The 14,391-nt window shown below is 60.9% G+C and carries 13 protein-coding genes; 6 read left to right on the forward strand and 7 right to left on the reverse strand.

The annotated features are described in order from the left end of the window. Positions 1-9 precede the first annotated feature (9 nt). Complete coding sequence (gene glpT / locus AC1RBR_RS25985) at positions 10-1,359, forward strand: glycerol-3-phosphate transporter (RefSeq protein WP_007911178.1); 1,350 nt, start codon at positions 10-12, stop codon at positions 1,357-1,359. On the opposite strand, the gene AC1RBR_RS25990 is transcribed toward glpT, so the two are convergent. The 7 genes from AC1RBR_RS25990 to AC1RBR_RS26020 form a co-directional block, all read right to left on the reverse strand. Then, positions 1,335-2,003 (reverse strand): gamma-glutamylcyclotransferase, encoded by a 669-nt coding sequence (locus AC1RBR_RS25990; RefSeq protein WP_095137633.1) that lies wholly within the window; start codon positions 2,001-2,003, stop codon positions 1,335-1,337. The two genes, glpT and AC1RBR_RS25990, sit on opposite strands and share 25 nt — an antisense overlap. Before the next feature lie 196 nt (positions 2,004-2,199). Beyond that, positions 2,200-3,168 carry a CDP-6-deoxy-delta-3,4-glucoseen reductase gene (locus tag AC1RBR_RS25995; protein WP_492567167.1) on the reverse strand — a complete coding sequence of 323 codons (969 nt, stop codon included), beginning with the start codon at positions 3,166-3,168 and terminating at the stop codon, positions 2,200-2,202. Next, positions 3,168-4,634: a 4-hydroxy-3-polyprenylbenzoate decarboxylase gene (gene ubiD / locus AC1RBR_RS26000; RefSeq protein WP_166495257.1), complete on the reverse strand. Its 1,467-nt coding sequence runs from the start codon at positions 4,632-4,634 to the stop codon at positions 3,168-3,170. Before ubiD ends, AC1RBR_RS25995 begins: the two co-directional genes overlap by 1 nt. Before the next feature lie 79 nt (positions 4,635-4,713). Beyond that, entirely contained in the window at positions 4,714-6,669 is a 1,956-nt protein-coding gene (locus AC1RBR_RS26005; protein ID WP_492567169.1) for an acyltransferase family protein, read from the reverse strand. A 140-nt stretch (positions 6,670-6,809) separates the two neighbouring features. Beyond that, the gene (rho, locus tag AC1RBR_RS26010) at positions 6,810-8,069 is read right to left on the reverse strand and encodes a transcription termination factor Rho (RefSeq protein WP_003229334.1); all 1,260 of its coding nucleotides are present in this window, start codon (positions 8,067-8,069) and stop codon (positions 6,810-6,812) included. A gap of 247 nt (positions 8,070-8,316) precedes the next feature. Continuing rightward, positions 8,317-8,646, reverse strand: coding sequence for a thioredoxin TrxA (trxA, locus tag AC1RBR_RS26015; protein ID WP_003206727.1), 330 nt, complete (start codon positions 8,644-8,646; stop codon positions 8,317-8,319). A gap of 120 nt (positions 8,647-8,766) precedes the next feature. After that, positions 8,767-9,474 (reverse strand): FadR/GntR family transcriptional regulator, encoded by a 708-nt coding sequence (locus AC1RBR_RS26020; protein ID WP_047596696.1) that lies wholly within the window; start codon positions 9,472-9,474, stop codon positions 8,767-8,769. A 256-nt stretch (positions 9,475-9,730) separates the two neighbouring features. Between AC1RBR_RS26020 and AC1RBR_RS26025 the strand changes: the two genes are divergently transcribed. The 5 genes from AC1RBR_RS26025 to ppx all read left to right on the forward strand — a co-directional run bounded on the left by AC1RBR_RS26025 (position 9,731) and on the right by ppx (position 14,315). After that, on the forward strand, positions 9,731-10,516 hold the full coding sequence (locus AC1RBR_RS26025) for a transporter substrate-binding domain-containing protein (RefSeq protein ID WP_456018197.1): 786 nt from the start codon (positions 9,731-9,733) through the stop codon (positions 10,514-10,516). Positions 10,517-10,537: 21 nt separating this feature from the next. Next, entirely contained in the window at positions 10,538-11,206 is a 669-nt protein-coding gene (locus AC1RBR_RS26030; protein ID WP_443542878.1) for an amino acid ABC transporter permease, read from the forward strand. Continuing rightward, a complete protein-coding gene (locus AC1RBR_RS26035; RefSeq protein ID WP_095137639.1) occupies positions 11,203-11,853 on the forward strand; it encodes an amino acid ABC transporter permease in 651 nt (216 codons plus the stop codon). The genes AC1RBR_RS26030 and AC1RBR_RS26035 overlap by 4 nt, the downstream gene beginning before the upstream one ends. Further along, positions 11,840-12,577 carry an amino acid ABC transporter ATP-binding protein gene (locus tag AC1RBR_RS26040; RefSeq protein WP_492567171.1) on the forward strand — a complete coding sequence of 246 codons (738 nt, stop codon included), beginning with the start codon at positions 11,840-11,842 and terminating at the stop codon, positions 12,575-12,577. Before AC1RBR_RS26035 ends, AC1RBR_RS26040 begins: the two co-directional genes overlap by 14 nt. A 235-nt stretch (positions 12,578-12,812) precedes the next feature. Then, positions 12,813-14,315: an exopolyphosphatase gene (gene ppx / locus AC1RBR_RS26045; protein ID WP_027610472.1), complete on the forward strand. Its 1,503-nt coding sequence runs from the start codon at positions 12,813-12,815 to the stop codon at positions 14,313-14,315. Positions 14,316-14,391 lie beyond the last annotated feature (76 nt).

Raw genomic sequence — 14,391 nt, forward strand, 5'->3', positions numbered from 1 at the left:
AGCTCTTGAATGTTTGCTTTCTTTCGTCCTGCCGCACATCAGGCTCCATTGCCTGAAGAAAAAATAGACAGTACTTACCGACGCCTGCGCTGGCAGATCTTCGCCGGTATCTTCTTTGGCTACGCGGGTTACTACCTGCTGCGCAAAAACTTCTCGCTGGCCATGCCGTACCTGATTGACGAAGGCTACAGCCGTGGCGATCTGGGTCTGGCGATGTCGGCCATCGCCATTGCCTACGGTCTGTCGAAGTTCCTGATGGGCCTGGTGTCCGACCGTTCCAACCCGCGCTACTTCCTGCCATTCGGCCTGCTGGTGTCGGCCGGGGTGATGTTCATTTTCGGTTTTGCGCCGTGGGCGACGTCCAGCGTGACCATGATGTTCATCCTGCTGTTCATCAACGGCTGGGCTCAGGGCATGGGCTGGCCGCCGAGCGGACGCACCATGGTGCACTGGTGGTCGCAGAAGGAACGTGGCGGCGTGGTCTCGGTGTGGAACGTGGCGCATAACGTCGGCGGCGGCCTGATCGGCCCGCTGTTTCTGCTCGGCATGGGCCTGTTCAACGACTGGCACGCGGCGTTCTACGTACCGGCAGCGGTAGCGCTGGGCGTGGCGGTATTTGCCTTCATCACCATGCGCGACACCCCGCAATCGGTTGGCCTGCCGCCGATCGAGAAGTACAAGAACGATTACCCGGAAGGCTACGACGCCAGCCACGAAGACGAATTCAGCGCCAAGGAAATCTTCGTCAAATACGTGCTGCGCAACAAAATGCTCTGGTACATCGCTATGGCCAACGTGTTCGTTTACCTGCTGCGCTACGGCGTACTGGACTGGGCGCCGACCTACCTGAAAGAAGCCAAGGGTTTCACCGTGGATAAAACCTCGTGGGCCTATTTCTTCTACGAGTGGGCAGGTATTCCGGGCACGCTGCTGTGCGGCTGGATGTCGGACAAGATCTTCCGTGGCAACCGTGGCCTGACCGGCATGGTGTTCATGGCGCTGGTGACCGTGGCGACCCTGGTTTACTGGCTGAACCCGGCTGGCAACCCGACCGTGGACATGATCGCGCTGTTCTCGATCGGCTTCCTGATCTACGGCCCGGTGATGCTGATCGGCCTGCAGGCGCTGGAACTGGCACCGAAGAAAGCCGCCGGCACGGCTGCAGGCTTCACCGGTCTGTTCGGTTATCTGGGTGGTTCGGTCGCGGCGAGTGCAGCGATGGGCTACACCGTTGACCACTTCGGCTGGGACGGCGGTTTTGTCCTGCTGGTGGGCGCTTGCCTGCTGTCGATGGCCTTCCTGGCTCCGACGCTATGGCACAAGCAAGTCGCCAGTCAGAGCCGTGAAGCGGTCGCTTGATCGCTTTGTGATTTACAGCGCTTGAGCCGCGCCTCCAGATTGCGGTCTGGCATGGCGTGGCTGCGCAGGGCGTGGGCGGTCTGCTCGACATAATCGCGAGTGGTGCCGTAACGCCCGCAAGCGCTTTCGAACACCTGACTCAGCACGTGATCCGGCAAATTGCCGGCATAGCTGGGCAGGTGTCGCTCCAGAACAAATCCCAATGCCTGCACCTGACTGCCATCTTCGAGCCGGCAGTTGAGCCAGTGCGGGCGATAGGACGGGAACGGCATCTCGCGTTTCCACAGCGCATACAGCGCACTGTCGAGGTTGTCTTCCGGCAGCCGATAAGCGAAGCCGCTGCACGAACCGCCGCGATCCAGACCGAACACCAGCCCGGGCATTTCCGGCGTTCCGCGGTGTTCGTGCGACCACAGGTACAAGCCACGATGGTAGCCATGGACTCGCCCGCGCACCCGCTCCACAGCCGTACATTCCGGGCGCCAGATCAGCGAACCGTAGGCGAACAGCCACACCGGGCCGCCCTTGTGGCGCGCCATGGTCGATTGCATGGAAGCGAGAAGTTGTTCGTGAGTCAGCTGCGGCCCAAGATCGAGCCGCGGAGGGTAATTCAAATTCAGAAAAGCGTTTTCAATGGCGCTCATGGCGAATAGCGTTCAGCTCCCCGCGGGTAAAGAATTACTTAATAGAACGCACCGCTGTAACAATAAGGCACATAGGTTTTAAGGCAATTTGAGTGCCATGGCACAGTTCTTAATTGATTGCCTGTTGGATATATAACCTAGCGGTATTTATGCAATTACATAAATACCGATCGGCTATATGGCGAGTTATAAAGAATCAGGAACGGGGAGCGTAAGCGAATACGTCTGCGCGCATTTGATGGGCATCCATCCCCGCTTCAACCAGCGCATCCAGCGTGCCATAGACCATGGCCGGCGAACCGCTGGCGTAGACGTGCAGGGGCTTCAGATCGGCGAAGTCTTCGCACACGGCCTGGTGCAACATCCCGCAGCGGCCTTCCCAACCGCACTGATCGCTGACGACTTTGTGCAGGAACAGGTTGGGCAACTTCAACCATTCGTCCCAATGCTCGATGTCGTAGAAATCTTCCGGACGGCGTACGCCCCAGTACAGATGCACCGGGTGTTTGAAACCGTTGGCGCGGCAATGTTCGATCAGGCTGTGGATCTGGCCCATGCCGGTACCGGCGGCGATCAGTACCAGCGGCCCGTCAGGCAACTCGGCGAGGTGGGTGTCGCCGAATGGCAGCTCGACGCGCACCATCGCGTTGCGTTGCAACTGCTCGATCAGGCTCAGTGCACTGGCTTCGCGCGCCAGCACATGGATTTCCAGATCACGCCCGCCGTGCGGCGCCGAGGCCATGGAGAACGCCGACTTCTCGCCGTTCTCACGCTCGATCATCAGGTACTGCCCGGCGTGATAACGCGGCGGCTTGCCGGCCGGCGCACGCAGGCGTACGCGCCAGGTGTCGCCGCCGACATCCCGGCATTCGATGACCTGACACGACAGGCTGCGCACCGGCAGTTCTCCCAGCGCGAGCACGCCATCCCACAGCAGGACGCAGTCTTCCAGCGGCTCGGCTATGCAAGTGTAGAACTCGCCGTGGTCATGCACCTTGCCGGCCTGCTCGACCCGGCCTTCCACCAATAGCGCCGCACACACATGGCAATTGCCGTTGCGGCAGCTTTGCGGGCAGTCGTAGCCCAGGCGCCGCGCGCCATCGAGAATCCGCTCGCCGGGCCGTATCTCAAGCACTGCTCCGGAGGGCTGCAGGGTTACACGCATCAATCTATTCCTAACTGATTCCAGATGGCATCGATCCGCTGGGTGACGGCGTCGTCCTTGACGATTACGCGGCCCCACTCGCGAGTGGTTTCGCCCGGCCATTTGTGGGTGGCATCCAGGCCCATTTTCGAGCCCAGGCCGGAGACCGGCGAGGCGAAGTCGAGGTAGTCGATCGGCGTGTTGTCGATCATCACCGTGTCGCGCTTGGGATCCATGCGCGTGGTGATGGCCCAGATCACGTCGTTCCAGTCCCGGGCGTTGATATCGTCGTCAGTGACGATAACGAACTTGGTGTACATGAACTGTCGCAAAAACGACCAGACACCGAGCATCACGCGCTTGGCATGCCCCGGATACGACTTCTTCATCGTCACCACGGCCATGCGGTACGAGCAGCCTTCCGGCGGCAGGTAGAAGTCGGTGATTTCCGGGAACTGCTTCTGCAGGATCGGCACGAACACTTCGTTCAGCGCCACGCCGAGGATCGCGGGCTCATCCGGCGGTCGGCCGGTGTAGGTGCTGTGGTAGATCGGTTTGACCCGGTGGGTGATGCGCTCGACGGTGAACACCGGGAAGCTGTCGACTTCGTTGTAGTAACCGGTGTGGTCGCCGTACGGGCCTTCGTCGGCCATTTCGCCCGGATGGATCACGCCTTCGAGGATGATCTCGGCAGTGGCCGGCACTTGCAGGTCGTTGCCACGGCACTTGACCAGCTCGGTGCGGTTACCGCGCAACAGACCGGCGAAAGCGTATTCGGAGAGACTGTCCGGCACTGGCGTCACGGCGCCGAGGATGGTCGCAGGGTCGGCGCCCAGCGCCACGGAGACCGGGAACGGCTGGCCCGGATGCTTCTCGCACCACTCGCGGAAGTCCAGCGCACCGCCACGGTGGCTGAGCCAGCGCATGATCACCTTGTTGCGGCCGATCACTTGCTGACGGTAGATACCGAGGTTTTGACGGTCCTTGTTCGGGCCTTTGGTGACAGTCAGACCCCAGGTGATCAGCGGGCCGACGTCGCCAGGCCAGCAGGTCTGCACCGGCAGCATCGCCAGGTCGACGTCGTCGCCTTCGATGACCACTTCCTGGCACACCGCGTCTTTGACGACTTTCGGCGCCATCGAGATGATCTTGCGGAAGATCGGCAGTTTCGACCACGCGTCCTTCAAGCCCTTCGGCGGCTCCGGCTCCTTGAGGAAGGCCAGCAGCTTGCCGATCTCACGCAGTTCGCTGACCGACTCGGCGCCCATGCCCATCGCCACCCGCTCCGGGGTGCCAAACAGGTTGCCGAGCACCGGAATGTCGTAGCCGGTGGGTTTCTCGAACAGCAGCGCCGGGCCCTTGGCCCGCAGTGTGCGGTCGCACACCTCGGTCATCTCCAGCACCGGCGAGACGGGAATCTGGATGCGTTTCAACTCTCCGCGCTGCTCAAGCTGCTGCACGAAATCCCGAAGATCCTTGAATTTCATTGACGATGGCACCCTCAAAATAGGCGTACATCCTACCTGCTCTGACGGGCAAACAGCACCCGTCAGTGCCCGGCATTGCTCAATTTTGGCTCGTGCCCAGCAACACCGGAGCAAACAAAGGGCTCAAGCGCGCGCTGCCCACGTCCGACAAGTGATCTTCGTCCTTGTACTGCGAATGGCCGTTGACCTCGATGCTGCAAACGCCACCGCCACACATTAGTGGCGTCGGGTCGATGACGTGTACCCCCGGATCAGCCGCGCTCATGGACACAAACAGATCGCTGAGGAAATGCTGGCGAGCCAGATGTTCCTCGAGCGGACGCCCCAGGCCTTCTGCCGAGCGTCCGATCCGCGCGAGGCTGGTCAGGCGGCTGATGATGCCTTTGCGCTGCAGCGGCACCTCCTTGAACAGCCAGACTTGTACCCCCGCCTCGCGCAGCGCCGCAACCCGTGCCTTGATCGCCGCCGCCATGCGCTGTTCGGATTGAGCCGTGTCGTCATGGGCGTTGAGCAGCACCTTCCTGTCGCCATCTTCACGGCCATACACATACAGGCTCCAGTTGGATGCCAACACCACATCCTTGATTCCCAGACTGCGCACGCGCTCCATGGTTTGCTCATTGAAGTCGCGGCAGCGCTGACGCGGCTCATCGCTGAGAATCGGCGGGCAGGCACTCATGCTGTACAGCCAGGTCGGGCGCCCTTCGCGACGGGCGGTGTTTTCGATTGCCGGCAACAGGGCCGCGGCGTGGCTGTCGCCCCAGAACAAACGAGTGGCCGGGACACCTTCGCTGGCGCCGACCAGACACGCCTTGTCCAGGGTTTTGTCCTGCGTGACCAGCATGCATTTCATCTGCCCCGCTCGCCATTCGCGTGATTGCGCATATTCGAGGGCCTTGCCGGTCAGGCGCCCGGGGACACCTTCCGCGGAACGTATGGCTGAGCCCGTGACGGCCAGCACGACAATGGCGACCAAGCCGCCGGTCAACACCGCCCTGCGTCCGGCCAGCAGGTGTTTTTCGCGGAACGGCAATTCGACGTAACGCAGGCTCAACCACGCCAGCGCCAGCGCCAGGGCTATCCAGCCGACCGCCTCCAGCGGCTGAATGCCGTCGATGGAAATGGCATTGGCATAGACATACACGGGCCAGTGCCACAGATAGAGCGAGTACGAGAGCAAGCCGACCCACACCAGTGCGCGCAGGCTCAACAAGCGTGCGGTCAGGCTGGGGCCTTGTGCGCCCGACCAGATCAACGCGGTAGTCCCCAGCACCGGCAACAACGCGGCCCAGCCCGGAAATACGGTGCTCTTGTCAAAGCCGAACACCGCCACCAGCACCGCCGCCAGACCGGCCAGTCCGACCGCCTGATAAAGCCACGTCCGCACCGCCTGTTTCGGCGCCGGCAGCACGGCGAGCATGGCCCCGCACAGCAGTTCCCAGGCCCGGGTCGGTAGCGAAAAGAACGTGAAGTCCGGTTTACGTTCGATATAGCCGATGTTCAGGCCGAACGACACCAGCAGCAGGGCGAACAGCATCCACCGCCAATGCCGGATGTAGCGCATCAGCCCCACCATCAGCAGCGGGAAGAAGATGTAGTACTGCTCCTCCACCGCCAGCGACCAGGTGTGCAGCAGCGGTTTCAGGTCGGAGGCCGGCTGGAAATAGCCATCCTCGCGCATGAATAGAATGTTGGAGATGAACAGTGACTGATAGCGCACGGTGCGCCCCAGTTCGGAAAAGTCCTTGGCCGTCAGCAACAACCAACCCAGCAGTAATGTCGCGATCAAGACCACGGTCAGGGCAGGAATGATGCGGCGGGCACGGCGCGCCCAGAAATCAACAAAGCTGAAACGCTGTGCACTGATTTCACGGAACAGGATGGTGGTGATCAGGAAGCCGGAGATGACGAAGAACACATCAACGCCGACAAAGCCGCCACTGAATGTATTGAATCCGAAATGAAAAAGTACGACGGGAATAACCGCCAGTGCCCGTAATCCGTCGATATCACGGCGATTGCCAAACGTGTGCATGAAAGCCCTTTCTCGTTTTTCGGATACAAAGTCCAAGGAAGAGCGAAAGTTATCAGTCGTACAAATTTCAATCCAGATACAAATATACCGATGCAAAAAAAAGCGCCCTTGCGGGGCGCTCTTTTTAAACAGCTTTCGTCTTACTTGCGCTTCATCGACAGGAAGAACTCGTCGTTGGTCTTGGTCGTTTTCAACTTGTCGACCAGGAACTCGATGGCAGCCACTTCATCCATCGGGTGCAGCAGCTTGCGCAGGATCCACATGCGCTGCAGTTCGTCATCGGCGGTCAGCAACTCTTCGCGGCGGGTGCCGGAGCGGTTGATGTTGATGGCCGGGAACACACGCTTCTCAGCGATCTTGCGATCCAGAGGCAGTTCCATGTTGCCAGTACCCTTGAACTCTTCGTAGATCACTTCGTCCATCTTCGAGCCGGTTTCAACCAGCGCGGTGGCGATAATGGTCAGCGAGCCGCCTTCTTCGATGTTTCGTGCAGCACCGAAGAAACGCTTCGGTTTCTCCAGGGCGTGAGCATCGACACCACCGGTCAGCACCTTGCCGGAGCTCGGAATCACGGTGTTGTAGGCACGGGCCAGACGGGTGATGGAGTCGAGCAGGATCACCACGTCCTTCTTGTGTTCGACCAGGCGCTTGGCCTTCTCGATCACCATCTCGGCAACCTGCACGTGACGGGTCGGCGGCTCGTCGAAGGTCGAGGCAACCACTTCGCCGCGCACGGTACGCTGCATTTCGGTCACTTCTTCGGGACGTTCGTCGATCAACAGCACGATCAGGTGAACTTCAGGGTTGTTACGCGCGATGTTCGCCGCGATGTTCTGCAGCATGATCGTTTTACCGGCTTTCGGCGGTGCAACGATCAGACCGCGCTGGCCTTTGCCGATCGGGGCGCACAGGTCGATCACACGACCGGTCAAGTCTTCGGTGGAACCGTTACCGGCTTCCATCTTCATGCGCACGGTCGGGAACAGCGGGGTCAGGTTCTCGAAGAGAATCTTGTTCTTCGCGTTCTCCGGACGATCGAAGTTGATCGTGTCGACCTTGAGCAGAGCGAAGTAACGCTCGCCTTCCTTCGGAGGGCGGATCTTGCCAACGATGGTGTCACCGGTGCGCAAGTTGAAACGACGGATCTGGCTCGGCGAGACGTAGATATCGTCCGGGCCGGCGAGGTAGGAAGCGTCAGCGGAGCGCAGGAAGCCGAAGCCGTCCTGGAGAATCTCCAGCACGCCATCACCGGAGATTTCCTCGCCGCTTTTCGCGTGCTTTTTCAGCAGGGAGAAAATCACGTCCTGCTTGCGCGAACGGGCCATATTTTCTATGCCCATCTGTTCGGCCAATTCGAGCAGTTCGGTAATCGGCTTTTGCTTGAGTTCAGTCAGATTCATATAGGAATGACGTAATCATTTATGGAGGGGGGAAATTAAGCTTTTGGCTTAATGAGGCCGCGCCGCGGAGAAGGCGACAGGATCGCGAACTTGTTCGAAAAGGAGTGCGTCGGCGACGGCTAGCAGGGGGCAGTGGAGAAACAAGTGCGGGGCCGAATGTACCACCTGAGTTTCGGAGCGTCTAGCCCTGAATACGCAAAAAGCCCCGCAAATTGCGAGGCTTTTTTTCGGCGATTTACTGCGACGCTTAGATGTTGGCGTCGAGGAAAGCAGCCAGTTGCGACTTCGACAGGGCGCCGACCTTGGTCGCTTCAACGTTGCCGTTCTTGAACAGCATCAGGGTCGGGATACCACGCACGCCGTGCTTGGCCGGGGTTTCCTGGTTTTCGTCGATGTTCAGTTTGGCGACGGTCAGCTTGCCTTTGTAAGTCTCGGCAATCTCGTCCAGAACCGGAGCGATCATTTTGCAAGGGCCGCACCATTCAGCCCAGTAGTCGACCAGTACAGCGCCTTCGGCCTTGAGTACGTCGGCTTCGAAGCTGGCGTCGCTAACGTGTTTGATCAGATCGCTGCTCATGGAATTCTCCAGGTTGTAAGCAAAAAAACGTGGCCCATCATAGCCGCCCTTCCCCTGTTCAGGAAGCCGCAGTTGATTGAGTCTTGCTATGGCACTCGATGAGTCTGGGTATAGCCCAAGTCACGCCGTGGCGGGGGCAATGAAGGCAATTCCGGTGCGCAGGGCGGCGTTGCGCACATGTTCCTGCATGGCCTTCTGGGCCGCAGCGGATGCCCGGCGCGCGAGGGCACGAAGGATCTTGCGGTGTTCCTGCCAGGTTTCCATCGCCCGTTCGGCGCGGATGAACGGTAGCTTCTGGCTCTCCAGAAAGATCTCGGCGCTGGCGGTGAGGATGCTTAGCATCGCCTGATTGCCGCTGGCCAGCAGAATGCGCCGGTGGAATTCGAAGTCGAGTTTCGCCGCGGCCTCGAAGTCGCCGGCCTTCAATTGCTCACGCATCGCCGCGACGTTGTCCTCCAGCGCATCCAGATCGAACGTGCTCAAGGTCACCGCCGCCAGCCCGGCGGCAAAACCCTCCAGCGCATAGCGCAACTGAAAGATGTCCAGCGGCGAGGCCTGCGCTGCAAACGGCCAGCCCTGCGCATTGTCACCCTGCGCAATTTCCACCGGCGCCTGTACGAACACGCCTTTGCCTGGCTGGATGCTGACCACACCCAGCGCACTGAGCGACGACAACGCCTCACGCAATGACGCCCGACTGACCCCCAGTTGCACCGCCAGATCCCGTTGCGACGGCAACGCATCACCCGCACCAAAACCCTGTTCGGTGATCAGTTTGCGTATGGCTTGCAGCGCCACTTCGGGTACGGCGCGGGAGATCGAGTTCATGGTTTTTCAGACGAGCCAGGCCAAGGTGCGGCTAGTTGTAAAGCTATTCGCCGGTTCCGGCAAGTCGTGCCCCAGCAGGGTTCGGCGCCCGCTGCCGGTGCGCTATCGGGGTGCGAAATACAACCTGACTGTTCAGACCAGTAAGACCGAACAAACCCGGCAAACCCGTGGCCTGCCGGGGATAAAACCGGGTATTGGCACGGCGCATGCTCTGTCCGATCGCAGAAATCACTTCCCGTCGATCCGGAGATTTGCCATGACCCTGCGTTACCGAGCCCTCCTCGCCGCTCTGTTTTCCAGCTTGATGCTGAGCCAGATCCCCGCCCACGCCGATGGCCTGGAAGACGTGGTCAAACGCGGCACACTGAAAGTCGCCGTGCCTCAAGACTTCCCGCCGTTCGGCTCGGTCGGCCCGGACATGAAACCCCGTGGCCTGGACATCGACACGGCAAAACTGCTGGCTGACCAGCTCAAGGTCAAACTTGAGCTGACGCCGGTCAACAGCACCAACCGCATCCCGTTCCTCACCACCGGCAAGGTCGATCTGGTGATCTCCAGCCTCGGCAAAAACCCGGATCGCGAGAAAGTCATCGACTTCTCCCACGCCTACGCACCGTTTTATCTCGCGGTGTTCGGGCCGCCCGATGCCGCCATCACCACGCTCGACGACCTCAAGGGCAAAACCATCAGCGTCACCCGTGGCGCCATCGAAGACATCGAGCTGAGCAAAGTCGCCCCCGAAGGCGTGACCATCAAGCGCTTCGAGGACAACAACTCGACCATCGCCGCCTACCTCGCAGGCCAGGTCGATCTGATCGCCAGCGGCAACGTGGTGATGGTCGCGATCAGCGAGAAGAACCCGAAACGCGTGCCGGCGCTGAAAGTGAAGCTCAAGGATTCGCCGGTCTACGTCGGCGTGAACAAAAACGAGCCGGCGCTGCTGGGGAAGGTCAACGAGATCCTCGCCACCGCCAAGGCCGACGGCGCGCTGGAGAAAAACTCGCAGACCTGGCTCAAAGAGCCGCTGCCGGCCGATCTCTGATCGACTGCGCGGGAGACCTTCATGGCTTATCAATTCGATTTCATGCCGGTGGTGCAAAACACCGACCTGCTGCTGCGCGGCGCCCTGTTCACCCTGGAACTGACGGCCATTGGCGCAGTGCTCGGAGTCGGCGTGGGCATCGTCGGCGCGCTGGTACGAGCGTGGAACATCCGCCCGTTCTCGGCACTCTTCGGCGTCTACGTCGAGTTGATCCGCAACACGCCGTTCCTGGTGCAGTTGTTCTTCATCTTCTTCGGCCTGCCGTCGCTTGGGGTGCAGATATCCGAGTGGCAGGCAGCGGTGCTGGCGATGGTAATCAACCTCGGGGCCTATTCGACCGAGATCATCCGCGCCGGCATCCAGGCGATTCCGCGCGGGCAACTGGAGGCTGCTGCCGCACTGGCGATGAGCCGTTTCGAAGCGTTCCGCCACGTGATTCTGTTGCCGGCCTTGGGCAAGGTCTGGCCGGCCCTGAGCAGCCAGATCATCATCGTCATGCTCGGCTCGGCGGTGTGTTCGCAGATCGCCACCGAGGAGCTGAGCTTCGCTGCCAACTTCATTCAGTCGCGCAACTTCCGCGCCTTTGAAACCTATGCGCTGACCACGCTGATCTACCTGTGCATGGCGCTGCTGATCCGCCAATTGCTGAACTGGGTCGGCCGCCGCTATATCGCGAGGAGCAGCCGATGAGCGACTTCACCTTCTGGGACATCCTGCGCAACCTGCTCACCGGCCTGCAATGGACGCTGGCGTTGTCGCTGGTGGCGTTCATTGGCGGCGGGATCGTCGGGCTGCTGATTCTGATCATGCGCATCTCGAAAAACCCGTTGCCGAGCAATATCGCCCGCACCTGGATCGAGCTGTTCCAGGGCACACCGCTGCTGATGCAGCTGTTTCTGGTGTTCTTCGGCGTGGCGCTGGCCGGAATCGAGATCTCGCCGTGGATGGCGGCAGCCATTGCCCTGACATTGTTCACCAGCGCCTACCTGGCGGAGATCTGGCGCGGTTGCGTCGAAGCGATCCCCAATGGCCAATGGGAAGCCTCGTCGAGCCTGGCGCTGAATCCGCTGGAGCAGTTGCGCTACGTGATCCTGCCGCAGGCGCTGCGCATCGCCGTGGCGCCGACCGTGGGCTTCTCGGTGCAGGTGGTCAAGGGCACTGCGGTGACCTCGATCATCGGTTTCACCGAGCTGACCAAGACTGGCGGCATGCTCGCCAACGCCACTTTCGAACCGTTCATGGTCTACGGCCTCGTCGCCCTCGGCTATTTCCTGCTCTGCTATCCCCTGTCGCTCAGTGCGCGCTACCTGGAAAGGAGACTGCATGCCTCTGCTTAGAATTTCCGCCCTGCATAAATACTACGGCGATCACCACGTGCTCAAAGGCATCGACCTGAGCGTCGAGGAAGGCCAGGTAGTGGCGATCATTGGCCGCAGCGGCTCGGGAAAATCGACCCTGCTGCGCACGCTCAATGGCCTGGAGTCGATCAACGACGGGGTGATCGAAGTCGACGGCGAATACCTCGACGCCGCCCGCGCCGACCTGCGCAGTCTGCGGCAGAAAGTCGGCATGGTGTTCCAGCAGTTCAACCTGTTCCCGCACCTGACCGTCGGCGAGAACGTGATGCTCGCGCCGCAAGTGGTGCAGAAAGTACCGAAGGCCAAAGCGGCCGTACTGGCGCGCAAGATGTTGGAGCGCGTCGGGCTGGGGGAGAAGTTCGATGCCTTCCCGGATCGGTTGTCTGGCGGGCAGCAACAGCGGGTAGCGATTGCCCGCGCGCTGGCGATGTCGCCGAAAGTGTTGCTGTGCGATGAAATCACCTCGGCGCTGGATCCGGAACTGGTCAACGAAGTGCTCGCCGTGGTCAGGCAACTGGCCAAGGAGGGGATGACGCTGATCATGGTCACCCACGAAATGCGCTTTGCCCGGGAAGTCGGCGACAAACTGGTGTTCATGCACCATGGCAAGGTGCATGAGGTGGGGGATCCGAAGGTGTTGTTTGCCAATCCGCAGACGGCGGAGCTGGCGAACTTCATTGGCACGGTGGAAGCGACAGCCTGAAGGTTATTCAGGGACTTTAGCGGCCCCTTCGCGGGCAAGCCCGCTCCCACAGGGTTCTGCGGCGGAACATGATTGTGTGTTCGACACAAAACCCTGTGGGAGCGGGCTTGCTCGCGAATGGCCGCGCCACGGTCTCAAGCTTTTATGCGCAGGATCAACGGTTTGAACCATGCGCGTTGGCGTCAGCGTTTGATCGTGGCACGATGGCGGGGTTATCGACCGAGACCCCCTGACCATGCCGCAATCCAAAGCCAAGAATCTGTCCCTGATCGCCGCAATCGACCTGGGCTCCAACAGCTTCCACATGGTCGTGGCCAAGGCCCAGAACGGTGAGATCCGCATCCTGGAGCGCCTCGGAGAGAAAGTGCAGCTCGCCGCCGGTATCGACGATGAGCGCCATCTCAACGAAGAATCGATGCAGCGCGGCCTCGACTGCCTCAAGCGTTTTGCCCAACTGATCAACGGCATGCCACTGGGCGCCGTGCGGATCGTCGGCACCAACGCCCTGCGCGAAGCGCGCAACCGCCTGGAATTCATCCACCGCGCCGAAGAAATCCTCGGCCACCCGGTGGAAGTCATCTCCGGTCGTGAAGAAGCGCGGCTGATTTATCTGGGCGTTTCACACACCCTCGCCGACACCCCGGGCAAGCGTCTGGTGGCCGACATCGGCGGCGGCAGTACCGAATTCATCATCGGCCAGCGTTTTGAACCGCTGCTGCGCGAAAGCCTGCAAATGGGCTGCGTCAGCTTCACCCAGCGTTACTTCAAGGACGGCAAGATCACCCCGGCCCGTTACGCCCAGGCGTACACCGCGGCGCGGCTGGAGATCATGAGCATCGAGCACGCCCTGCACCGCCTGACCTGGGATGAAGCCATCGGCTCCTCGGGCACCATCCGCGCCATCGGTCTGGCGCTGAAGGCCGGCGGGCATGGCACCGGCGAAGTCAACGCCGAAGGTCTGGCCTGGCTCAAACGTCGCCTGTTCAAACTGGGTGACGTCGACAAGATCGACTTCGAAGGCATCAAGCCTGACCGTCGGGCGATTTTCCCGGCGGGCCTGGCGATTCTCGAAGCGATCTTCGACGCCCTCGAACTGCAACGCATGGATCACTGCGAAGGCGCGCTGCGTGAAGGCGTACTCTACGACCTGCTCGGCCGCCATCATCACGAAGACGTGCGTGAACGCACCCTGACTTCGCTGATGGAGCGCTATCACGTCGATCTGGAGCAAGCGGCGCGGGTAGAACGCAAAGCCCTGCACGCCTTCGATCAGGTCGCCGCAGACTGGGAGCTGGATGACGGCATCTGGCGCGAATTGCTCGGTTGGGCAGCGAAGGTCCACGAAGTCGGCCTCGACATCGCGCACTACCACTACCACAAGCACGGCGCCTACCTGATCGAGCACTCGGACCTCGCCGGGTTCTCCCGCGAGGACCAGCAAATGCTCGCCCTGCTGGTGCGCGGCCATCGCCGCAACATCCCCAAGGACAAGTTTGCCGAGTTCGGTGACGACGGCGACAAGCTGATCCGCCTGTGCGTGCTGCTGCGCTTCGCGATCCTGTTCCACCACATCCGTGGCACCCAGGCGATGCCGCAAGTGACGCTGCATGCCAAAGGCAACACCCTCGACGTGGAATTCCCGGAGAACTGGCTGGATGAGAATCAGCTGACTCAGGCCGACTTTGGCCTCGAAGCCGACTGGCTGACGCGGGTGGGCATCGTGCTAACAGTCCACTGATAACCTTGTGGCGAGGGAGCTTGCTCCCGCTGGGGCGCGAAACGGCCCTTCCTTTGAAAGCATAGGCCTGCTGCGC

The sequence above is a fragment of the Pseudomonas sp. GW823-FHT01D03 genome (genome assembly GCF_058798255.1).